The following is a 23,062-nucleotide window of genomic DNA, read 5'->3' as shown; positions in this document are numbered from 1 at the left end:
CGTCTTGATGTTTAAATGTTTGAGTTCGTTGATGTACAGATATTCTGCGTAGAGTTTACAAAAGGCTTCATCATCCAAGGTGTCAGGATCAATGCCGTATTCATACCTGATTACGGCATCAGCCTGACTAATGAAGTCCTCTTTGTCAATCTTGTAATTCTCTACGCTTTGGATAAAAAAGCTTGTGCCGGAGCTATCATTTGTTTAAGCTGCGAAACAACGCCCATGAATACGATGCCATCGTCCAGCGCTTCCATATCACCACCAACAACAAGGTTCTTGACTCCTTTTTCAGCGAAATCATCAATCTTTCCACTTTGAGCTAGTGGTAACAGCATCTTAATTAATCCACGATCCGGACGTTTAACAAGGAATTGATATTGTTCCCCATCTTCCAGTATTTTGCCTTCTAAGCAAGTGAGCGTTTGAAGCAATTCCAGTTTACTTGAATCATCTCTAAATTCTTTTAGCCTTTCCAATTGTTTTAAACGATCCTCGATTGGAAGCTCACTATTACTCACTATTTCAGGATCAATTCCCAATATTCTCAAGTTTGCCGTTTGAACGGATGTTAATTGGTCAATATCATACACTGGAGCTTCCACCACTACAGTTATAATCTTAAGCTTGCCATGTTTAACTTTAAGCTGATCAATCAACTCCTTTGTAATATTAGGGCTTACCAAAACTGGTGCAGCAGCCATAATTGCGCCATTCTCTTTTACAAACTGAATGGCAGTTTCAAACTCAATATGAGTAACCGCATGAGCGGAAATTGTAATAATAATTAGAGCCGCCAGGCTCACTAGTATTCTATAAGTATTTTTCATCGAAACAATTATTTAAACAGTGGTTAAACATTCCAGAGAATCTTACCTAAAATCATCAAATCGGCTTTGTAGGCAATGGTTTTATCACCTTGCTTAACCGCAACACCACGGCCTTTAATTTTAGCAACAAAGGTGTCTCTCATCTTAAAGCCTTCATACTCGTATTCCACAACAATAGGGAATGGAGCTATTTGATGCATACCGTAACCAGGAGGCAATGATTTTTGTAGTCCGTTCCATTCTTCCAGGTAAAGAGTGATAGCTCCTTTAGCCTCGTAGTTTCCTTCACCATAACCAACCGGATAAGCTCCCTGTCCCCGGGCTACCTCCATATCCATATTATCATCATACTCTAACTCAGTGATACCTTCAATATCACGGGCAAGCATGTTAACAGTAATGGAGTTCCATCCGGCCATTTTGCCGAATTTGTTTATTAATGTACTAGCTGTAGCCATGTCTTAAATTTTATCGGTTAAACCAAGGTCTACATCAAACTCATGTACAATCTTACCCACAACAACCTGCGCTTTTACACGCAAAGGAGTGGTTTCACTGATTGCCTGAACAGGATTGATATAAACATCTTTACCATCAATATTACCGGCTGACTCCATTGGATCCAGGGCATTCATAACCGATTGCTCTGCACCTGATACCCATGTACTTTTTAACTGTCCGGTTGTTGGATCTGTTGGTACTTTGGATCGAACACGAGGAATCAGTGTTTTACGAATGATGCGAGCTGCTTTATTCCAAATACAGTTATTATTGAAGTAAGCGTAATCGCTTGACTTATCTACTGCGGTTGGACAACCATTCAAATAGAAGCCAGGATATTCAGCAAACGAACCAACATACATCCAGCCTTTAGATGTCAGGCTGGTTTGTTCAGCTTCCGACAGCGTTTTAAATCCTGTACCATCGCTCAAAGCAGCCGAAAGCCAATAGCCCAATAATTCACTACTTAATGAGTAGTTTTCTTCGCCTCGTCGGGTTCGTGGTTTTACTTCAATATCCACCGATCCAATATCCTCATGCACTTTTCGCACAGCTACTGATCCTAACACGGTACCAATGGCAGCACGTTTGGCATAAGCTGCATTTAAAGCAGCTACTGCCGGATCCTGGGCAATTACATAGCTGATATTTGGAGCCGTTATGGAACGTAAATCAGGATAATCGGCAACGGCTATTGGTAAAGCTCCACCAACACCTTCCACAAAAATTCCATCAATCAACAGGTGTTCACTCTCAAATGCACTCACTAAACCTTGTAAGGCTATGGCTTCAGTTAAACCGTCAGCAACCAGAGTGGATAATCCGGAGATACCAAGAACATTAATACCATCAATAGATCGGATAGCAGCCTTTAATGCATCATCTGCAACCAAATCAGCGATGGACTTTGTTTTATCCACAGGGATAAGGTAAAAAGTGCTTTCCGGAGCAAGTCTGAACATCTCCGACAAATGATAATGCATCAATTCAGCATTGGTATCATCTGTTGAAGCTGTTATACCTAAGTCTTCAACAGTACTGATATCCAGTAACTCTTCAGCTGTATTATAAGCCAAATCACCAACCAGAGTCATACCGCCGATAAGACAGATAACACGGTCGGTCTCGGATGTTCGTCCGAGACCGCCGTTAAGTTTATTTATTGTTGCACCCTTAAAGCTCATTACTCAGCTTCTTTAAGTTCGTTAATGCGTTTTTCGGCAGCTTCAATAACTGTTTTACGCTTTTCACCCTCATTCTCAGTATTCAGTATAGCTTCAACAGCTTCAAGCTCACCGGCAGCTTCAATAGCCGCAATTAGTTCTTTGGCTGTTTGAGACTTTCCTGGCTTTTCTGATCCCATCTCATCACGTCTGAAACTTTCAATAGAAAGCTCCTTACCATAGCGGTTTTTAACGGCATGATTTTTAACGGCAATTTCATTTTCATCGGTAATAAATGCCATGCCATCCGATGTAACTGCAACCTTTTTAGCCTTTGGATAACGCTTAAAAATATCAGCTGCTATTGCCTTTTTTTCTTCTTTGCTTTTAGTCTTCACAATACTTTGTTTAAATAGTGAAAGAATACCCTAACCCCGATAGTAATCGGGGCGGGGCTAATATTATGCTACAATGCCGCTAACGATAGCACCTACACCATAGTCTTCAATTCTGTCAATCAAACCATAAGTTTGAGTTCTGAATTCTGATGTTGGATCAGCACTGGTTGTATCCTGTACTTCTGGTTTGTAAAGGATCTTTACCTTTTCAATGTGCTTAACAGTGTTATCACCATAAAAGAAAAGGGATGCACGGCGGTCGGTAGCTGTTAAAGCAGCTCCTTTTGCCAGTTTGTTACCAGTTGCATCATAAGCTAATGCAGCATTGTTCTCGTAGAACTTAAAGCCCATTACAGAGTTAACTTTACCGGTAATTGGATCGAAGAAGATCTTCTTATCAGCAAAATAAGCGGCACTGTCACGGTCTAAAATCAAATCAGTTGAATGTTCCGGACAAAGAACCATATAAAACTCTTTTGCATTGGGTAAGTTCAAATTCTTAACCAATTCAAGGTATTTAACTAAATCAGCAAAAGTTAAACGTTTACGTCCGGTTCCATCATCGGCTCCGGTAGTACGCATCACTGGCATATCGCTACTGGTATCATCATCCGGTGCAAGTTTCCACATTACGTGGTCGCGAAAACCCATTTTAAAGGCTTCTGTATGCTTCACACGAACAGCAGAACGCTTATCGTAGTTTAAGTAGCGGATTTCTGAATCATCCACCGATGTTGGTTCAGTATCGTATTTTTCCCAGGGAACAAATACCTTTTTACCCGACATTGGCTTAGCTGTAAATTCAGCTGTATTGTCAACAAGGAAACCAACATTGTTAATCAGCTTATTAAAGCGGATACCATCGGCCGTTAATGCTTGTCTTGGAGCTGATTTTAAAGCAGCTAAAAAGTCATCGTTGTAATTTTTAAACTCCACCAACAATTGTGGAGCTACGAACTGGTTTAGCCAGTTTCCATCTGCTATTGTTGCCATAAAAAGTATCCTTAAGAGATTCTGTTACGTTTTTTCCAGTCAGCAAACAAGGTTTTGTAAGCTTCAGGATTCTTATCCTCTAATTCGGCCAATGCTTCAGGATTCTCATCCTGCAATTGTTCAAATGTTTTACCCTGGTAAGTGGCACCGGTTCCATCAGCAGAAGGTTTAATCTCAGCTGACAACGGCTTAACTACAGGTTGCAAACTGTCTAATACAGCTTTAGTACCATCAAAGTCCTTTTCTAATAATCCTTGCCAGTTGGCACGGGCATCAGCTTTGATTCGCTTGTCCTTTTCTGCCTCATCCAGGGCAGCTTTAATCTTAGCTTCCTTGTCATCTTTATCCTTTTGCTCTTGTTGAGCTTTTAAGGCATCATAACCGGCAGCTTTTTGCGCATTTGCCTGAATGCGCGCGTTTACCTGATCTTCGGTTGAACTGGCATCCATACCAAGCAGGGTGGCCATTGCTTTTACATCCATGTCTGTTGTGTTTTTGGGAGTATCATTTACTTTTGCCTCAATGGGCGAACCGCTTTCTTTGATCATACTCGCGGTTGTTTGGTCTATCTTAGTGTCACCTTTTACTTCTGTTACAAAGCCCCATTCCTTTGCTTTTTCAGCAGTCATCCAAAAATCACCGGCATCCCATTTTGCCTTAAAATCAGCTTCCGGTTTCTTTAATTTGTCCTTATAGGCTTCGTAATAGGTAACAGTCATGTTTTTGAGAAGCTCCAGATAGTTTTCTACCTCAGTTTCGTTACCATGAGCACCCCCCATCGGCTTATGAATCATATACTGACCATTCTTTGCCATAATAAAGCTGCTTGCTCTTACACCAATGTAAGTTCCGGCACTGGCAACAAGCGCGCCTCCTTCTCCGGTATAGCTACCAAATACGTCAATAAGGATATTCACAATCTCATTAGCCTGGAAACAGTCTCCACCGCCTGTCATTAAATACACATGACACTTAGTAGTACCGGCAGCTTTAAGCTCCTCGCACTTACTACGCATCTCAATGGCATTGTTCTGATTCCATTCCGAGATATTACCGATAATATCAACCCTTCCGGTTGTTTCTTCAGCATAGACCTTAATAAGTAAATTTTTACTCATGTTTTTTAGTTCACATTTTGTAAATCCAAGCCCAAAGATTCAGTGATTTTGTGAGGGTATAAAATGGAGCGTTTTTGTACTATAAAAATTTCATGTTGTACAGAAAAATAGTGAGTTAAAGAGGAGATTTTTAGTGTATAAAAAAGCCTGCTTTTTACGTGCGCGTAAATCAAACAACCTTTGTAAAAAATAAACCGCACATGGCAAGCAAAAAACGCAGGAAACAATTATCAAAGGCTGTTTACGACAAATTAAAGCGTACAGCTTACGAATACATTGTTGTACAAGGCATGAGTCAAAAGGAAACAGCAGCTCTTTTAGATATTACTGAAGCAACATTAAGCAAATGGTCGATTGAAGGTAAGTGGAAAGATCTGCGACAAGACCGTCAGCAATGCATCAGCACCGATGCCGATAATCTTAAAAAGCTTCTTCGAGTAATGAGTCAGCAACGGCTCGAACTGGAAGAACAAATACTGGATGCTCAAAAGGCCGGAGATACACAGGAAGAAATACGCTTGCGCAAAGAAGCCCGTGCCTTGTCGGATGAAATGAGCAAACAAAATAAAACATTGCTTTCCCTGGATAAAACAAGCTACACTCTAGGTGTATTCATCGACGTAATGGATGAAATCTTTAACTACATGCGCCAATACGATGAAGGCCTTTGGGAAAAAACAATTGATTTCCAGTCGGTAATGGTGAAGCGTAAAACTAACGAATTGGCATAATGGCATCAAAGCGTAAAACAGACCGGCAAAAAGCTGATGAATACCTGAAGAAACTTGAGATTGCTCAGAAAGCAAACGAGGTAAATCCTTTTGAAACAAAAGAGGAACAAAGGATACGTATTGCCAGGGCAAAAGAGGATTTTGAGTTCTTTGTAAAAACATACCTTCCACATTATGCCATTGCGGAACCCGGACCGTTTCATATTGAGTTTGCCAATGATGTTGCCAATGATCCTTTGATTATTGAGTTTGAAGAATGGGGGCGCGGTTTGGCTAAATCTGTTCATTGCGACATCCTCGAACCTCTTTGGTTGTGGGTTCGAGGTGAAGAAATATTTGCCTGTTTAATGAGTGACAGTAAAGAACGGGCTGAAGAACTAATGGCCGATGTTCAAGCTGAGTTGGAAGGAAACCAATTGTTAATACATGATTTTGGTTATCAGAAAGCAAACGGAACATGGGAATTTGGAGACTTTGCAACCATCGATCAGCGTTTTATTGGTAAATCATTTGGTATTAAAAAGAAGGTTCGTGGTGTTCGTATTAAACACCGCCGTCCTAATCTATGGATCATTGATGATTTAGAAACTCCGGATACCATTGCCAACCCCAAACGAATGCGCCGCCAGGCAGATATTATTGAACGCGATGTGTTGCCAACCATGACAGGTAAAACAAGACGCTTACTTTATGCCAATAACCGTTTTGCTAGGGTAATGACTCAAACCATTCTTCAGGAACGGCATCCCGACTGGAGAGTGAGACGAATTAATGCTTATAACAAGGTCACATATCAACCTGTATGGAACTATTATACTGCCGACTATTACCGTGAGCAGGAGAAGAATATGGGAATTGTGGCAGCTTATGCCGAATACCTGAACGAAAGTAAACTGGAAGGATCAGTATTTAGCGAAGAGCAAATACAATGGGCTAAACTTCCACCGCTATCTGAGTTTAAAATGATCATCTCGCATTGGGATATAGCCTACACTGATAATGAAACAAGCGATTACAATGCAGTCAGGGTTTGGGGTTTACATGGCCGAAACTTCTGGTTAATTGATTGCTATGTAAAACAAAGTAAAATGAAAAAGGCAGTGACCTGGATGTGTGATTTTAAAAGGCAACTACCCCGGGATGTCAATTTTTTAAATCAATACGAGGCCCAATTCTGGAATGGTGAAGTGCAACGTGCCATTGATGAAGTGGAGGAAGAATATGACATTGATCTTAACCTGATGAAGGTTGATAATCCTCGCTCAAATAAACTCATGCGCATGATCACCATGCAACCGTATTATCAAAATAGCCGCATCTATTACAACGAGCAATTAAAAAGCCATTCCGATACACAAGTAGGTATTATGCAATTATGCGCAGTGGAGGAAGGAAGCCGCGAGCATGATGACAGCCCGGATGCAGATCAACAGGCCATTGAAAAACTGGAATTGTATTCCTCTCCTGGAGGAAGGAAGAAGAAAGGTGAGAAGTCATTTAGAGTAGGTAAAATGAAGTTAAAATTTGAAATGCCATGAAGTACGTTAACAAAGATGATTTAATTTCCATTATACAAGAGCGTTTAATGGGTGAAAGCGTTGCTTTAGCAAGCGGCATTAACCTCGATGATAATTCAATATTGGATGATATCGAAGAAAAAGCCATCGATCTGGCTATATCTTACATTTCCGGCACCTACAATCACGAACAAATATTTACAGATGTACCTGTTCGCAATGGTGTATTGGTTCAAATTATTGCCAGTATAGTTGTTTACCGAAGTGTTCGCCGAAATGCAGCCCGAAAAGTTCCGGAGGATTACTCAAAATTATATAGCGATGCCATTAAAGATCTGGAACGCATCCAAAGCGGAGTCATGAATCTGGTTAATTGCCCCAAACTAACCAGCGATGATGGCACAGCCATAAGTCCTGTATATGGCAATAATACCAACGATGATAATTTTATTTAAACAGCATTTAAATGAGTAAGCAAACATTTATACAACGTATTGGCGATGCGGCAGAAAAAGCCATTTTAAGCCGGGTAAAAAACAGCTCAATATTTGCTGAATATTACAAACGTGGAGAAAAGGCCAAATGGGAACGTGAGGCAACTACCTATAAGCGCAAAGAAATTAAAGACTGGACCAATGCGGTCATGATTGCTACCGATCCGGATAATCCGCGCCGGGGTGAATTGATGCGTTTCTACCAGTCGTTATTATTAGATCTGCACCTTTCTTCAGTCATAGACACTCGCATCCTTCGGGTGCAACGTTCATCATTCAAGTTAGTAAACGAGAAAGGTGAAGAAAACGAAGAGTTAAAAGCTTTATTGGAACGTCCATGGTACGATGATTTAGTTCGTTTAATAGTTGGTAAAACATTCCAGGGAACCACACTAATCGAGTTATTCGATGTAGATGAGCTTGGAGAGTTGATTCGCGTTAATGAAATACCTCAATCCAATTTTATCGCGCAAACAGGTCTTATTGTAAATGAGGAATGGGACGATGTTGGTACAAGTTACCGCGAAGGAACCTACAGGGATTATTATGTACAGATTGGTAGTGATTGGGATCTTGGTATGCTCAATCAGTTAGCCATGATTGTCCTGGCTAAAAAGTTGGGTTTAGGATCCTGGATGAGTTACATCGAAAAGTTTGGAGTTCCTCCCTTGTTTGCCATTACAGAACGTATGGATACAGGCCGAAGAGATGAACTTTTTGAGATGCTTCAAAGCTTCCGAATGAATCACTTTGCAGTATTACAGGGTAGTGAAAAAATTGAAGTTCCAAACAATTACAATGTTGATGCTTATCAATCGTTTAAATCGTTGATCAATGATGTTTGTAATCAGGAGATGAGTAAACGGGTACTTGGTGGAACTGCAATGGTGGATGAGAAAAGCTTTGTAGGATCAGCAGAGGTACAGGAGCGTGTGGCACAAGACAGGCACGAAGCAGATAAGCTACTGTTTAAATACTATTTTAATACTCACATACGTCAACGCTTAGCAAAGTTAAGTAGTGTTTATGCTGATTTCGCAACGCACACGTTAGTTTGGGATAATCAGGAGACTTTGGATATTAACGGTTATATTGATGCTATTCAAAAACTATCTTCAGCTTTTGAATTCGATACCGAAGAAGTTAAAAACCGTACAGGATTACCAATCATTGGAATGAAAATCCAAAATTCTGGAACAAATACTCAAAGTACCGGAACAGATGCTAATGATTCGGTTCCTCAAAAAAAAAAGCCTGACGCGAACTACAAAGGATTAGTTCCTTTTGCTCATACAACACCCGGGTTTATTGTATTTGCTGCCACGTGGGATGCTGCCATAGAACGTTTAGCCAATCAGATCTATAATGGAGAGGTAAAACCTACTGACTTGGATAATGACTTGGTGTTAAAAAACTATGCAGCATTCAACAATGAAGCTGAAAAAGCATGGGGTAAAGGTTACTACGATGAGAGTTTAACCCGTCGCTTCCGTGAAAACTTTTTGAAGTTCGCAGGGCATAAGTCTCACGATCTTATGAAGCAGCTGGACGAATTAAAAGCCGATAAGCTTTCAAAGGATGAATTTATCAATCAGGCAAAAGGATTGGTTCAACGGCATAATTCAGCTTACTTAACTACAGAGCTACGCTTTTGTAATTCTGCAGTACATTCTGTCCAAGACTTTCAAACCTATCTGGATGATGAGGATATTTATCCAAACCTCAAATACCGCACAATGAAAGACGGTGAGGTTCGTGACAGCCATGCAGCCAACGAAGGCATTGTTAAACCTGTTAAAGAGTGGACCAGTTTACCACCTTATGATCATGGTTGCCGTTGTTGGTTAGAGCAAACTGTAGAGCCTCCAACAGACGGGCGTAATATTAAAGGTGCTAAGTTTCATAACAATCCTCATAAATCAGGTGAGGTATTCAACGATGAACAGAGCTATTTTCAAAATATTACGGATAAAGCCAGGCCTATAGTTCGCGACAATACCGAACGGATGAAAAGGTACATGCCCTTCAATACAGCAATAAAAGCAGGTGACAATAAAGTATTTGTGAATGATTTTCACGATATGTCCGACGGTGAAGCATCCATTAATGCAGCAAGCAAAATTGCTAAACAATTAAACAAGGATGTATATGTTTTATCTCATGTCGAAAACAGCGGATTATTACATGTTAAAAATCCCGAGTTAGGTATTGGATCCCCAAATACATTAGGCGATTTAAAAACGTTTAAACCGGTGGTTAATGGTAAGGATGTAAAGCTTACAAGTCATATAGATAATAGGGCTTCTAGTGCATCAAAACAGAGGTGTAAGTATGTAATATTTGATTTAAGTGAATGTTCTGAAAAGATGTTTAAAAAGGATTTCTTACAAAAGATTCATGGAGTCATTGTTCCTGGACGAAAAGAGACGATTGAACAGATAGTAGTGATCCGAGGTAGCAAAGTAGCGAAGCTTTCACGCAAACAGATATACAAAGAGGATTATAAACAGTTCTTACAGGATATTAATTAAAAAGGCAATAGCCGGAAACCATTGCCTTTTTGGGAGGTTCTCGGTCGCAACCTCGAACCGATACAAATATACAACCTATGGCACGAAAAAACAAGGTTCCTGAATTTATGCAAATGGCTAAAGAATTAAAAAAGAATGCTTCGCGTTATGCTGCCAGTGAGTCAGTAAAGTTCTTTAAAGAGTCATTTGTTAAAGAAGGTTTTACCGATTCTTCTTTTAAAGCCTGGCAAAAAACGAGTAATCCACTAGCCGGAAAGCGTACACTTTACAAGCGTGGAAACCTGATGCGATCTATTAAAAAGCAATCTGCAACCATGAGTAAAGTGGTTGTTATAGCTGATTCTGAGTATGCCGATATTCACAATAAAGGAGGTTTTATTGTGGTAACAGCACAAATGAAAAAGTTCTTTTGGGCAAAGTATTATGAGTTTGATAAAACAGGAACAAAGGCTGAGTATTGCAAAGCCATGGCATTAAAGCCTGTTGGATCCAAAATAAAAATACCACAACACCAATTCATGGGCAATAGTCAAACGCTAATGAACAACTTCGATCAATGGTTTGGTGAGGTAATTAAAAACCAAATAGAACCTCACTTTAACGACTCATCAGTCAAAATAGAATTACGAAACGTTTAAACACTATTTAAACACTTGAATTATGGAAGCATGGACAGACCTTTATAATGAGATTGCACAACGAATCAATGATAAACTCCCGGAAGTATCCTGGGTAGATTTATGGCACGAACAGGTTTCATACTTAACAGAGGAAATACCTTTCCCAACACCGGCAGTCTTTATAGGTTTTAATACAAATGGATGCAACGATTTAAGCCAGTTAATCCAGGAGTGCGACCTTCAGGTTGACATGTATCTATTCTTTGAATCGTTTGGAGATACTTACCATGGAGCATATAACCAGGGCAACGCAATCGACTATTTAAGGTTATTAAGTAAGTTACATGCAGCTTTTCATGGTGTAAGTGGAGAACATTTTCAAACCATGCGCCGGGTTGATATGCATAGGGAAGAGTCTGGAGGTTCAGGTAATTTGTATCGTATATCTTTTAATTGTAATGTAGAAGATGCAAGCGCTCAAGCTGAGTTCAATCAAAACGAAGTTAACGATATCACTATCTCAGACGAACCCATTGAGCGACCATCCACAACGGATGATGAGCCTATTTTTATTTTGCATGTTTAATGGATTAAGGAAATGAAACTACATAAGCATCAAAGCCTTTGTCTGTTTTACCGAATCTAATATTTACATTAACATTTCGTAAGTCAAATGAACCAATGCCTTTTAATACATCTTTACTACTATAAAACTCTGTTGGGAATACTGCATCTTTATTATTTATTTTAGCATCCCACATTTTTTGCCTCACTATATTTTCCTGTTTCATACTTTCAATGGTTATTTTTTATTACATGATCCTTCCAGTAGTTCATTGTAATAGGCACTATTTTCTTTACAATAAAAGATCCTGCTGTATATATAATTGGTATCTAAAAAGAAGTAATCCTCAGATAATTCCTGTAACACATCATCCATACGCTTACGCTTAATGTCATATAGCTCGTAGAATTTCTCTACCATTTTCTTATCTCTTTTCTTTTTAAGTTCAGTTTTGCGCATGTGTGAAATAGGTCTATCACAAAAATAGGTACAGTTAACATATTTTTAAAAAGAAATATTGTAACCTATTTTGTAACCTATTTTGTAACCTTTCGATGTATTTTGAGCATTTTGTAATAAAAAACGGCACATCAGATTTAACTGAAATGCCGTTTAATAATTTATTCGCTATCCTAATTATATCAAAGCTTTAAATACATCTTAAATGGTAAAACAAATAAGGCTTAAAATTATAACCAAATTCAATCATTATTCAATCAATCCTCATCATTCGAAAGGCTTAAATATAGGCTCTATTTGTGCTATATCCTTTACTCATCAAGGCTTTAAACCATTTTTGTCTGAACATTATTATTTGCATCATTCGTACTACCCCTTATAATTTTCTACCGAGATGGTAGCGGGTGATGACATTATTTTGGAATATATTTCAACTAAAAACAGGCAAGAGATTCTGAACTCGCAAGATTTAAACAGCATGCCAGTTATTTCTATTGATAACGTTGGGTATGTATTTGATAATGTAGTAGTAAAGCGTTTCCCTAAGGAAGCAGCTGTTGGTACTGAAATAGGCGAGTCAGCATCTTGTATGATTAATATTAATTGTAGCGAGGGTGCTGATTGGCAAACTGAGAAAAAAGGTGTTTGTCAGATGACAATGTATGTTTCAAATGGTCCTTCTGGAGCTGGGTGGTATGTTTGTTCAGGAACATTAGTAAATAATACGGCACAAGATCTAACACCTTATATCTTAACTGCTTTTCACTGTTATCATGGTTCAAACGAACAGGATTTAACTCGCTGGCAGTTTACTTTTGGATATGAATCACCCGGTTGCGAGGACGAAATGCCTGTTGAAACACATACTATTGTAGGTAGTTATTTAAGAGTGGCGGTTCCTATTACCGGTGGATCTGATGGTTTACTTTTGGAGTTAGACGAACAAGTGCCTCTTGACTGGGATGTATATTACAACGGTTGGGATCGCAGAAACGAAGTGATTGAAGGCGATGGTGTAGGTATTCATCATCCAGCTGGAGACATTAAAAAGATATCAACGTTTAAAACATATGCCGAAAGTACCTGGCCAGGTGAAGATGTGGGTGCAACCGATGCTCACTGGCGATTTAAATATGTGGCTACAGAAAATGGACATTCTGTAACCGAAGGAGGATCTTCCGGATCACCATTGTTTGCAAGTAATCATTTGGTTATTGGTACTTTAACAGGTGGTAACTCAACGTGTACCAATGTTAACGGAGATAACTTCTACGGAAAGCTTTGGTATCACTGGGATCACTATGGAGATGATCCTTCTACCCAAATGCAATCATGGTTAGATCCTCTTGGATTAGGGGTAATGAGCCTGGAAGGAACAGCTATTGACCCAACAACACCTCGTATCGAATGTGATAAAAAAGAGCTGGAACTTGAAAGTTCAACTGTTTTGAATGTTGCCAGTGCAGCTCAAAAAGTGGTTGTTAATGGGTATAATCTTGAAGAGGAAATATCAATAAGTGTAGAAGGACCTTATGAGGTTTCGGCAGATAGCGCAAGCTGGTCAACCGAAACTATTCTTACAAAAGATGGTGGCGATTTGTATGTACGTTTTATGCCAACTGAAACAGGACATTTTACAGGTAGAATTACTGTGTCAAATGTGTTGGCGACAAGTATTTATCTAAATCTTAAGTCAACAAGTTGCCCTGATATAACATTTGATACACAAAGCATGCCTAATGCAAGTATTGATGAAGCTTATTCGGTTGCCATCGAAATTAGTAATAACAGAAGTGATGTGTTGAATTATGTGGTTACCGAAGGTGTATTACCCAACGGTTTAGTTTTGGGTGCATCAACAGGTGTTATTTCCGGAACGCCAACGCAATCAGGTATATTTGATTTCTCATTAATGGTTACGGATGGTAATGGTTGTTTTGCATCTTTCGATTATGAAATATATGTGGTTTGTAACATCACAACTGAATTTCCATTTATAGAAGATTTCGAATTTGGTTATCCTTCTTGCTGGGAACAATATTACTCAGTAGGTGCTGAAAATTGGAACTTACAAACAGGTGGAGGAGATGGTGAAGAATTTCCAGCCGGGGCTTTTGCAGGAGATTTTAATGTGTGTTTTAATAGTCAGAGTTACGATGGGAATTCAACCATGTTGGTAACTCCGCAATTGGATATCAGTGGATTGAGTAATCCGGTATTGTCGTTTGCTCATGCTCAGCCTGTTTGGATGGTTGATCAGGATATACTGGAGATATATTACAAAACATCAGCATTAAGCGATTGGACATTGCTTTCGTCGTATACCGATGATATTTCAGACTGGACAATGGATCATATTAACCTGCCAGAAGGCGGAAGTGAATATTTTATTGGATTTAAAGCAATTTCTAATTTTGGATATGGTGTTGTGTTAGATGATATTATTGTGGCCTCTCCTGTATTGGAAGTGACACCATCTGCATTATCAATCAACGATTTTGTAAACGAAAATGAAGAATGGATTGCTACGCTTCAGTACTCAGGTTATGATCTGGCCGAAGAAATATCAATCAATTGCGGTACACCATTTATGTTATCAATCGATAAAGTTGAATGGTCTAGCAGTATAGAACTTCCTGTAACGGGTGGTTCGATTTATATAAAATATGATGCTGCAAATACCTCTGATGTTGATAATATAATAACTGCCAAAAGTACATCAACCGATGTAATGGTTGAGATCTCCGGTATTTCAACCGGAATCGAAAAATCGGAATTAAGTGGTGTTGAGGTAGTCAATCCATTTAAAAATGAGCTTTCGCTAAAATGGGAAGCTTCATTTAGCACCGTTAAAATTGTAGATGTAGCTGGCCGTCAGGTTTATTATTCAAATAATCTAATGGCTACTAATTCATTGCAATTAGCTACATCTAACTGGGAATCAGGAATGTATTTTGTACAATTCTCCGGTGCTACCGATGCTGTTACAATTAAGGTAATAAAACAATAACAATACTACTATGAAGAAAATAGCAAGTTTAATTCTTACCATTACGGGGATTTGTTATGGGCTGTATCTGGCAGCCTCCCCGAAAATATCCGATGGTATTAGTGACAAAATAACAGATAACCTCAGTCAGTTTTTTATTGAAGATGTAAAAGTAACTACAGCGGAACCTCTGACAATTCCATTTTTTGAGGATTTTAACGATGCTGAAAATTTTAATGCATGGACTGTAAATGACGTCAATACCGATGCCATTACATGGATTCATCAGCCATATGGTGGTTGGGATGAAAGTCCTAGTGTTGCCTATTCTTTTGGTTCAAACAAAGGCGATGACTGGCTTTTTTCGCCAACATTACAACTGGAAGCCAATAAACATTATAAGCTGGAGTTCTTTACCGATTTTCTGTATGAGTTACAAAGCTTTAAAGTTTATGTGGGTGCCAGTACTGATGTAGCTGATCAAACCATTGAAATTATTGATATACCACAAGTACTTGGCGATAAATATGTAGATGTAATGTTTACTGTGCCTGCTGATGGTACTTATAATCTTGGATTTTATTGTTATAGCCAACATAACCCTTATTCATATCTTTATATTGATAATATCCGAGTGAGTGTTGCAGCTTTAATTGATGCTCCTGCTGCCGTTGTTGATTTAACTCCGGTTCCGGGTGCCAATGGAGCTGTTTCTATGGATTTATCATGGGAAAATCCATCTGTTACCTATGGTGGTGATGCTTTAACCGAAATCACTTCTGTTGATATTTACAAAGATGGTGCTACCGAGCCAATTGTTTTTACCAGTAATTTAACACCGGGTGCTGCTATTGTATGGAATGATGCTGATATTACAAGTGGTGAGCATACCTATAAGGTTGTTGTAAATAGTGCTGAAGGTGCTAGTTTACCGGTTGATATCAACGCTTTTGTGGGTGTTGATTTGCCGAAAGGACCCGAAACAGTAGAAGCTGTTGATAATAGTGGAACTATCAGTTTAAATTGGTCGAATCCACCAGCTTTAGGTATGAAAGAAGGTTGGTTCGATAATAGTAATATTACTTATCGTATTGTTCGTCAGCCTGGTAATTTAGTTTTAGAAACTAATTATAGTGGAAATAGTTATGATGATACTTCCATTTCCTCATTAGCTAACTATAAGTACGAAATTACTTCAAAAAATGCAGATGGTACAGGAGGCACTACATCATCTAAATACTTGCAAGTAGGAAAACAGGTGAGTTTACCATTCTCCGAGGATTTTGAAGACGGTAGTACAATGGATCTATGGACTATCATAAACGCCAATGAAGATGAGTATGCCTGGAAAAGAAACCTGATACGTGGTAAAGGATTACCTTCTTGTATTGGAATGGAAACATTTTTTACTGGCCCTACTCAGGATGATTGGTTTATATCTCCTTCGTTTAATTTAGAAGAAGGTACACTTTATCGTTTATGTTATGATGTAAAAACCAATATTTATGCAGGGGAAACATGGAATGTTACAATTGGTAAAACCAATGTTCCGGCAGCACAAGTAATTACTCTGGCCAGCTACGATAATGTTTCAACAGGAGGAATGTTTTACAAAGACTCTTTAACTTTTTCAGCACCATATAGTGGTAACTTTAATTTAGGTTTCCACCTTTCATCTTGGCAAGGTGACTTTACTTATTTCGATAATATTCTGCTGGAAAAGGTATTTGCACAAGATATTGCTGTACTTTCAGTAAAAGGTAACACGGCACCAACCGTTGGGCAAGCTACTACTAATAAGGTAACCATTGTAAATAACGGAACTGATTTAATCCGAAATTACACCGTTCAATTGGTTGATGCTGATAATAATGTATTAGCTGAAAGCTATAATAGCAGATCGCTGGGTATTGGCATCAAAAGAGATTTTGAATTTACCTGGACTCCTGAAACTGAAGGTTATTTCCCGGTTAAAGCAAGAGTAATTTGCGAATCAGATGAAGCAACCGGAAATAATCAATCTAAGCTGTTGGATCTGGAAGTGCAACCAGATAATATGAACGTTATTACCATTGGTGAAGGAAAAGTGGTTCAGAACTTTATTCCTATTTATCCCTATAACTATACTTTCTCCGAGTCTGTTTATCAAGCCGAATTATTTAATGGCTTTATGGGTAATATAAATGCTATTGGTTATAAAGTTATAAATGGAGTAGAGAACTTGAATAATGAGGCGCTTCAAATTTTTATTGGAGAAACAGATCAAACCTCACTTAAAAATGGTTGGGTTCCAGCTACCGAAATGCAATTGGTGGTTGATCGCCGTGTTGAGATTCCATGGGGTGAATTTGACTGGAAACTCGAATTTGATCAGCCTTACGAATATAAAGGGGGTAACCTGGTTATTTTAGTGCGTAACTCAGGAGCTAATAATGAATTAGGTGCTTTTGGTTTAACCTTTTTAGCGTCGGATGCTCCAAGTGCATCTTCGCGTTACGTCAATACATATTTTAAGCTCGATCCATATAATCCAATTAGTACCGACGGACAGTTTTTAAGTCAGGTACCAAATACAATGTTTTATATTGATGTTGAAAATACAGGATCATTATCCGGACAAGTATTAGCAGCTGACGGAACTACACCGTTAGAAAGTGCATCAGTACATATTGATGAGTTAAATGCCACAGTAACAACCGATGCTGATGGATATTATGAGTTTGCTCATGTAAAACCAGGCGCTTATTCACTTACTTCATCTTTATTAGGATATGCTGATCAAACAAATTCAGTGGAAGTAACAAACAGTAATCTTACTGAGTCTGATTTTTCATTGACATTATTACCTGTTGTAACTGTTTCAGGTAAAGTGGAAGGAAATGATTTACCTGGAGTTGGAATTGCCAATGCTGAGGTTAAACTTCGAGGATATGAGTATTACACTACCGTAACTGATGCCGAGGGGAATTATACCTTTGAGAATGTGTATGGTGGAAATACCTACGAAGTGGAGGTAGAAGCACCTTATTACGAAACTTATTCAGAAGAGTTAACTGTTAGTGATGCTTCAATAGATGCTCATTTAATCAGCCTTGTACAGGAAGCGGCGCAGGCACTAAAAGTACTTGGTGCGGATAGAAACACCGATGCACTTGTAAGATGGGATAAAGCCGTTTATTCATTTAACCTTACAAAGTCAACCCGATATGCATATGGTATATTCGGAAGTAATGGTTCGGCAAATTATAAAGTTGCTCATCGCTATACAACCGACGAATATGAAGCCTATGGCATTAAGCAAGGTATGGTTATTGATAAAGTTCGTTTCTATGCTCATTCAATTGCTCGTTTTACAATTAAAATCTGGCAAGGTGATAATGGAGCTGAATTAGAGGTTTATTCGCAAGAGGTTGTTCCGGAATTAGATGCCTGGAATGAAGTTGAGTTGGATATCCCTTATGTAATTGATCTTTCAAAGAACTTATTGGTAGGTTTAGATATTGTACAAAATTCGGGTATTGCACCTATTACATATGATAATGGTCCAAATGTGGTGAATGGTGATGCATTCTACGATGGAAATCAGTGGACCACAGGTCGTGAAATTACGGGTGGTGCCTTAAATGGTAACTGGAATATTGAAGCTATTTGTGGTGCCAATGCCAACGATAATCCGGTTGTGTTAAATGCGGCTAAACTATCTTCAAGTAAGGCTAATACCTTGGAGGAAACAGTTGCAACAGAAGCTGCTAATGATTCAGTTGATGTAAGTTATTTTGCTAAAGCCATCAATACTGAATCTGCAAATGTTTTTGCAACCGAAGCAGCATTAGAGAACGAAAAACAACCATTAGGATATAATGTGTATCGTTTATTAAATGGTCAGGAAGCTGATGAATCTTCATGGGTACAACTAAATACTGAGTTAATTACTGATACCTTCTTTGTTGATACTAACTGGCAACCATTAGAAAATGATATTTATCGTTTTGCGGTTAAAAGTGTTTATGCCAACGATATTATTTCATTGCCAACCTTTTCAAATGGTGTTGATAAAGGTAAATATGCAGTTGTTTCGGCTGCTGTTACCACCAATGGAGGAAGCGCTGAAGGAGCGATTGTTTATCTCGAAAATAATCAGTTTAGCTACTCAGGAGAAGTAAATGCTGATGGTACGGTTCAAATTCCGGATGTGTATTTTGGCACTTATAATGTGCGGATATCTAAAAAAGGATATGTGGACTATGAACAGTCTGATATTATCATTGATGAAAACACCGAAGATTTAGGTTCTTTTGAAATATTGGAAGATGCCCGTGCTCCTCGTAATGTTGCATTAACAGATTATATCAGCTCTGCTGAAGTAAGATGGGAAGCACCAAGTGATTTTGCCAATAGCTGGATCCATAAAGATAATGGAGCCTTCGATAATGGCATAGGTCTTACCAGTGGAGGTGTTATGGAAGTAGGTGTTCGTTACACTTCGGAAGAGTTACAGGAAATGAGTTTGGGAGAAGGTTTTGCAATTAGCCGAATCCGCATTTTCCCTGCTACGGATGGCGAATATGAATTAAAAGTATGGTCGGGTTCATTAATGTACGAGGAGGAAATTTATAGTGAAGCAATAAATGTAACTCCTGGTGAATGGAATGAGTTTTATCTAACTACTTCTGTATCTATTGATAATAGTAAGAGCTACATTATTGGATATGCGGTTAATCATGTTGCGGGAAACTATCCTGTAGGAGCAGATATCGGTCCTTCGGTTTACGGTGGTGATATTCTAAAATATGGTGGTAACTGGTTTTCATTTTATGAATTTACTGATGGCGGTTTTAATTTAAACTGGAATATTCAGGCCTACTGCGCGTATAATGGTTCTGCCACAGCTCCTGAAGTGCAGTTAAAGAAATCAACATTGTATAACAACAATACAAACACAAAACCTGTATTACCAAATGTTGATTACAGAGATGTGTTTGCTGCTGGTTCAAATTATCAAACGTCAAGTTTAAAAGTTGATGAAGTTCCATTTGCAATTACCTATAATGTATATCGTTTGGCTGAAGCCGATAAAGAAACTCCTGCTAACTGGACATTGTTAACCGATACTCCAATTGCAGCAAACAGTTTTACTGATAATACCTGGGGTGATGTGGCTGAAGGAAATTATTACTATGCAGTAATAGCTAAATACCACAACGAGAATTATTCAGTACCTGAGTTTTCGCGTGTAATTACAAAAGGAGCTGTTTCAACAGTTACGTTTGCTATTTCAACCAACAATGGTTTATCGGCCGAAAATGCAGCAATTGTAATGACAGGTACTTCGGATAATACTGGTATTGATTACTCTCTCTCTGCCGATGCCAATGGCGAAGCTGAGCAGATAGAAGTGCCAAAAGGTTTATTTAATATAAGTGTTCAGCTCGAAGGTTTTGAACCTTTTGAATTAACTAATTATAAGGTGGATGATGACTTTGAACAGATTAATGAAGTAGTATTAAGCGAAGCAGTTACCATTCCTTTAAAAGTGGAAGCAACCAATAGTGATGTTAGTGCAACTGTTAATTGGCTAAAACCAGGTTCGTACATGCCTGAAGAAGGTTGGATGTATTGGGATAATGGTGAAGCCACTAACTCAATTGGCAGTGAATCGGGGATTGTGTTTAGCGCTGCACAGCGTTTTACTACTGATGATTTGGTTAATTTCAAATCAAAAGATCTGAGCATTACAAAAGTTTCTTTCTATTTTAGAAGTGTTGACGCAGCTCCATCTGATGCTGATTTCCAAATTCGTATTTGGGTTGGTGAACAACCAGAATTAGTATATTATCAGGATGTTGTTGATCCTGTAGAAAATGCCTGGAATGAAGTAATATTAGATGCTCCGGTATTTATTGATGGAACCGAAGAAGTGTGGGTTGGTTATGAATGTGATGATAGAACAGGATATCCGGCTGGTGTAGATGCCGGTCCTGCAGTTGCAAACAAAGGTGCTTTAATTTTCCACGAGGGAGAATGGTATAATCTTTACGATATTTCAAATGTTAATGCCAACTGGAGTATTCATGCATATTGTGAAGAAGTATCTGGTACTAGTAGCCGTCCATTAGGGGTAGTTGAACTTCAGGAAACAAAAATGAAATCGTCTGATTTTACTCCGTCATTGGCTAGTCAACCAATTGAAAATGGGGTATCAACTCACTCAGATGTAAAACTGGAAAATGATGACTTACGCTACGTTAATGGTTATCAGGTTTGGCGTTTAGCTCAAGGCGATGAAAGTAATGAATCGGCCTGGACTTTATTAACTGTTGATGCCATTACTGAAACATCATACACAGATAACGAGTGGAGCACATTGGTAGATGGTGAATATTTATATGCTGTTAAGGCAGTATATGAGTCAGGTAATTCGGAAGCTGCTTTCTCAAATGTAATCAGTACGCTAACTACCGGAATTGATGCCACTGAAAACAATGAGCAAATAAGTATATATCCGATACCTAACGATGGTAATTTTACCATGGAAGTTGAGAATCCTTCTGGCCTTACCATCAGTAACTTAAAAGGTGGTGTTGTTTATGAAGGCCAATTGGTTGCAGGAAGAAATAAGATATCAATAAATGTTTCTTCAGGTGTTTATATAGTTCAAATTACAAATGAAAAAGTAAATATCTCAAGAAAGATAATAATTGAGTAATTAGGGTTAAATAGTTATGGAAGGGGCTGTCTGAATGGGCAGCCCTTTTTTGCTTCATATTGTTAGTAACAATATTTTTTAGATATTTATGTGCTTTTTACACATTTACAACAGGATATCTATACATAATGTATTATTCAATTGTTATACAAAAGCTTAATATTTTAGAGCTCTATTTATTTTAAGTACAGATCAATATGAAATATTACTTATGTGTTTTTGTACTTTTTATATCGGCTTTAGAAGTTAGCTCTCAAAACTTTAAAATGTCTATGGAAGTAGGAGTTGGGCTTTATAAGCTGGATGGATTAAAATCTTTAAATGAAATGGTTTTGGAAGATCTTCCTTATAATGGAAGGCAAGTAAAGAAATTTCCGGCAGCTTTTTATTACAGACCTGGCTTATCCTATCAATTTTCGAAAGTTTCCTTTGGGATAAACTATTCCTATTTAAGAGCAGAATCGCGCATATCAACAAAAGAAGAAGGTATAGAGTACAGCTTAGATATGAGGCCAGATACTCATATGCCGGCTTTGCATGTGGATGCACTGTTATTAAAAATGAGTAAAATGGAAGCTTATCTGCGTTTGTCATCTGGTTTCAGTTTTTCTCATTTAAAAATTGATGAGTATTATAGTGTAAATGAAAGTGTAATTATTGAAGATGATTTAATTCTCAAATCCACTAATTATTTTGTGGAGCCTTCACTTTATTTTACCTATCCTCTAAAATCACTCTTACTTGAATCACATGTAGGCTATTCCCTTTCAATGGGTGATAATGTATTAACCGATTCTTCAGGTGGTATTGAATTAACCAATCCAATAAATGGAAATCCGATTACTCCGGATTGGAGTGGTCTCAGAATAGGGATTGGAATTGCTTATACTTTTGCAAAATCAAAGTGATAGATTCTGAATTTTATATTGTTATAGGAAATTTACTTCTTCACAATCCAATTCTTAAATTCTGAGGCTTTATTCTTACTGATAAAAATACGTTCAGGAACTTTTGTATCCAGGGTGATGAGTAAACGATTATCGAACCAGATAGTAATATTCTTCACTCTTTCTCGCGATACGATAAATTGCTTGTTGGCTCTATTGAATTGGTCTGGATTAAGAGTGGTTGCAATCTGTTCCAATGATTTTGAATAAGAATATTTTTGTCCGTTAGTTAAATAGATAAATGTGTTTTTATCGCTGGTGTAAAAGCAAGAAATATCACTAATGTTAATGAGTAATAGTTGATCTTTAAATGGAACCAAAATTTTCACAGCATAATTGTTCGATGACTTTAATTCAAGTAGTTGCTTCAGATATTGATTAACATCGCTGTTATTTAGTTTTTTGAATTTGGCTAATGCTCTTTCTAATTCATCCGGCTTGATAGGTTTTAATAAATATGCTATTCACCTTAAATATAAGAATCGTTCAGGTCTCAAGTT

General features: G+C 38.1%; 18 protein-coding genes. 9 read left to right on the top strand and 9 right to left on the bottom strand.

The window, feature by feature from the left end; genetic code table 11:
• Positions 1 to 161: 161 nt before the first annotated feature.
• The 6 genes from KEM10_RS12920 to KEM10_RS12895 all read right to left on the bottom strand — a co-directional run bounded on the left by KEM10_RS12920 (position 162) and on the right by KEM10_RS12895 (position 5,003).
• The gene (locus KEM10_RS12920; protein WP_212216431.1) at positions 162 to 830 is read right to left on the bottom strand and encodes a hypothetical protein; all 669 of its coding nucleotides are present in this window, start codon (positions 828 to 830) and stop codon (positions 162 to 164) included.
• Between the two features lie 23 nt (positions 831 to 853).
• Positions 854 to 1,288 carry a hypothetical protein gene (locus tag KEM10_RS12915; RefSeq protein WP_212216430.1) on the bottom strand — a complete coding sequence of 145 codons (435 nt, stop codon included), beginning with the start codon at positions 1,286 to 1,288 and terminating at the stop codon, positions 854 to 856.
• A gap of 3 nt (positions 1,289 to 1,291) precedes the next feature.
• Positions 1,292 to 2,515, bottom strand: a complete 1,224-nt coding sequence (locus KEM10_RS12910) for a DUF2586 family protein (RefSeq protein ID WP_212216429.1) — start codon at positions 2,513 to 2,515, stop codon at positions 1,292 to 1,294.
• A complete protein-coding gene (locus tag KEM10_RS12905; RefSeq protein WP_212216428.1) occupies positions 2,515 to 2,892 on the bottom strand; it encodes a hypothetical protein in 378 nt (125 codons plus the stop codon). The genes KEM10_RS12910 and KEM10_RS12905 overlap by 1 nt, the downstream gene beginning before the upstream one ends.
• Before the next feature lie 63 nt (positions 2,893 to 2,955).
• Positions 2,956 to 3,885 (bottom strand): hypothetical protein, encoded by a 930-nt coding sequence (locus KEM10_RS12900; protein ID WP_212216427.1) that lies wholly within the window; start codon positions 3,883 to 3,885, stop codon positions 2,956 to 2,958.
• A gap of 11 nt (positions 3,886 to 3,896) precedes the next feature.
• Entirely contained in the window at positions 3,897 to 5,003 is a 1,107-nt protein-coding gene (locus KEM10_RS12895) for an ATP-dependent Clp protease proteolytic subunit (RefSeq protein ID WP_212216426.1), read from the bottom strand.
• A 200-nt stretch (positions 5,004 to 5,203) separates the two neighbouring features.
• Between KEM10_RS12895 and KEM10_RS12890 the strand changes: the two genes are divergently transcribed.
• The 6 genes from KEM10_RS12890 to KEM10_RS12865 all read left to right on the top strand — a co-directional run bounded on the left by KEM10_RS12890 (position 5,204) and on the right by KEM10_RS12865 (position 11,482).
• On the top strand, positions 5,204 to 5,734 hold the full coding sequence (locus tag KEM10_RS12890) for a hypothetical protein (RefSeq protein ID WP_212216425.1): 531 nt from the start codon (positions 5,204 to 5,206) through the stop codon (positions 5,732 to 5,734).
• Positions 5,734 to 7,272 carry a hypothetical protein gene (locus KEM10_RS12885; RefSeq protein ID WP_212216424.1) on the top strand — a complete coding sequence of 513 codons (1,539 nt, stop codon included), beginning with the start codon at positions 5,734 to 5,736 and terminating at the stop codon, positions 7,270 to 7,272. The genes KEM10_RS12890 and KEM10_RS12885 overlap by 1 nt, the downstream gene beginning before the upstream one ends.
• Positions 7,269 to 7,706 carry a phage protein Gp36 family protein gene (locus tag KEM10_RS12880; protein WP_212216423.1) on the top strand — a complete coding sequence of 146 codons (438 nt, stop codon included), beginning with the start codon at positions 7,269 to 7,271 and terminating at the stop codon, positions 7,704 to 7,706. The genes KEM10_RS12885 and KEM10_RS12880 overlap by 4 nt, the downstream gene beginning before the upstream one ends.
• 11 nt (positions 7,707 to 7,717) lie before the next feature.
• Positions 7,718 to 10,276: a phage portal protein family protein gene (locus tag KEM10_RS12875; RefSeq protein WP_212216422.1), complete on the top strand. Its 2,559-nt coding sequence runs from the start codon at positions 7,718 to 7,720 to the stop codon at positions 10,274 to 10,276.
• Positions 10,277 to 10,353: 77 nt separating this feature from the next.
• Entirely contained in the window at positions 10,354 to 10,914 is a 561-nt protein-coding gene (locus tag KEM10_RS12870) for a hypothetical protein (RefSeq protein WP_212216421.1), read from the top strand.
• A gap of 22 nt (positions 10,915 to 10,936) precedes the next feature.
• A complete protein-coding gene (locus KEM10_RS12865) occupies positions 10,937 to 11,482 on the top strand; it encodes a hypothetical protein (protein ID WP_212216420.1) in 546 nt (181 codons plus the stop codon).
• Between the two features lie 4 nt (positions 11,483 to 11,486).
• On the opposite strand, the gene KEM10_RS12860 is transcribed toward KEM10_RS12865, so the two are convergent.
• The gene (locus KEM10_RS12860) at positions 11,487 to 11,687 is read right to left on the bottom strand and encodes a hypothetical protein (protein WP_212216419.1); all 201 of its coding nucleotides are present in this window, start codon (positions 11,685 to 11,687) and stop codon (positions 11,487 to 11,489) included.
• Between the two features lie 11 nt (positions 11,688 to 11,698).
• Positions 11,699 to 11,920 carry a hypothetical protein gene (locus KEM10_RS12855; protein WP_212216418.1) on the bottom strand — a complete coding sequence of 74 codons (222 nt, stop codon included), beginning with the start codon at positions 11,918 to 11,920 and terminating at the stop codon, positions 11,699 to 11,701.
• A 394-nt stretch (positions 11,921 to 12,314) separates the two neighbouring features.
• Between KEM10_RS12855 and KEM10_RS12850 the strand changes: the two genes are divergently transcribed.
• The 3 genes from KEM10_RS12850 to KEM10_RS12840 all read left to right on the top strand — a co-directional run bounded on the left by KEM10_RS12850 (position 12,315) and on the right by KEM10_RS12840 (position 22,523).
• Positions 12,315 to 14,930 (top strand): putative Ig domain-containing protein, encoded by a 2,616-nt coding sequence (locus tag KEM10_RS12850; protein WP_212216417.1) that lies wholly within the window; start codon positions 12,315 to 12,317, stop codon positions 14,928 to 14,930.
• Positions 14,931 to 14,940: 10 nt separating this feature from the next.
• Positions 14,941 to 21,615, top strand: a complete 6,675-nt coding sequence (locus KEM10_RS12845) for a carboxypeptidase regulatory-like domain-containing protein (protein ID WP_212216416.1) — start codon at positions 14,941 to 14,943, stop codon at positions 21,613 to 21,615.
• Between the two features lie 197 nt (positions 21,616 to 21,812).
• Positions 21,813 to 22,523, top strand: coding sequence for a hypothetical protein (locus KEM10_RS12840; protein ID WP_212216415.1), 711 nt, complete (start codon positions 21,813 to 21,815; stop codon positions 22,521 to 22,523).
• A gap of 32 nt (positions 22,524 to 22,555) precedes the next feature.
• Here the strand turns inward: KEM10_RS12840 and KEM10_RS12835 are convergent, their stop codons facing one another.
• Entirely contained in the window at positions 22,556 to 22,891 is a 336-nt protein-coding gene (locus KEM10_RS12835) for a LytR/AlgR family response regulator transcription factor (RefSeq protein ID WP_212216414.1), read from the bottom strand.
• Positions 22,892 to 23,062: the final 171 nt, after the last annotated feature.

The sequence above is a fragment of the Carboxylicivirga linearis genome (assembly GCF_018271995.1).
GTDB classification, from domain to species: Bacteria; Bacteroidota; Bacteroidia; order Bacteroidales; family Marinilabiliaceae; genus Carboxylicivirga; species Carboxylicivirga linearis.
The sequence above is the reverse complement of the archived record's forward strand: the minus strand, read 5'-3'. Positions and strand labels throughout refer to the sequence as shown.

Bases quoted from the DNA above. Each gene is read 5' to 3' on its own strand.
- KEM10_RS12915 (WP_212216430.1), bottom strand. From the start codon at position 1,288: ATGGCTACAGCTAGTACATTAATAAACAAATTCGGCAAAATGGCCGGA.
- KEM10_RS12880 (WP_212216423.1), top strand. From the start codon at position 7,269: ATGAAGTACGTTAACAAAGATGATTTAATTTCCATTATACAAGAGCGT.
- KEM10_RS12885 (WP_212216424.1), top strand. From the start codon at position 5,734: ATGGCATCAAAGCGTAAAACAGACCGGCAAAAAGCTGATGAATACCTG.
- KEM10_RS12875 (WP_212216422.1), top strand. From the start codon at position 7,718: ATGAGTAAGCAAACATTTATACAACGTATTGGCGATGCGGCAGAAAAA.
- KEM10_RS12890 (WP_212216425.1), top strand. From the start codon at position 5,204: ATGGCAAGCAAAAAACGCAGGAAACAATTATCAAAGGCTGTTTACGAC.
- KEM10_RS12910 (WP_212216429.1), bottom strand. From the start codon at position 2,515: ATGAGCTTTAAGGGTGCAACAATAAATAAACTTAACGGCGGTCTCGGA.
- KEM10_RS12865 (WP_212216420.1), top strand. From the start codon at position 10,937: ATGGAAGCATGGACAGACCTTTATAATGAGATTGCACAACGAATCAAT.
- KEM10_RS12870 (WP_212216421.1), top strand. From the start codon at position 10,354: ATGGCACGAAAAAACAAGGTTCCTGAATTTATGCAAATGGCTAAAGAA.
- KEM10_RS12860 (WP_212216419.1), bottom strand. From the start codon at position 11,687: ATGAAACAGGAAAATATAGTGAGGCAAAAAATGTGGGATGCTAAAATA.
- KEM10_RS12840 (WP_212216415.1), top strand. From the start codon at position 21,813: ATGAAATATTACTTATGTGTTTTTGTACTTTTTATATCGGCTTTAGAA.
- KEM10_RS12920 (WP_212216431.1), bottom strand. From the start codon at position 830: ATGAAAAATACTTATAGAATACTAGTGAGCCTGGCGGCTCTAATTATT.
- KEM10_RS12895 (WP_212216426.1), bottom strand. From the start codon at position 5,003: ATGAGTAAAAATTTACTTATTAAGGTCTATGCTGAAGAAACAACCGGA.
- KEM10_RS12900 (WP_212216427.1), bottom strand. From the start codon at position 3,885: ATGGCAACAATAGCAGATGGAAACTGGCTAAACCAGTTCGTAGCTCCA.
- KEM10_RS12850 (WP_212216417.1), top strand. From the start codon at position 12,315: ATGGTAGCGGGTGATGACATTATTTTGGAATATATTTCAACTAAAAAC.
- KEM10_RS12855 (WP_212216418.1), bottom strand. From the start codon at position 11,920: ATGCGCAAAACTGAACTTAAAAAGAAAAGAGATAAGAAAATGGTAGAG.
- KEM10_RS12845 (WP_212216416.1), top strand. From the start codon at position 14,941: ATGAAGAAAATAGCAAGTTTAATTCTTACCATTACGGGGATTTGTTAT.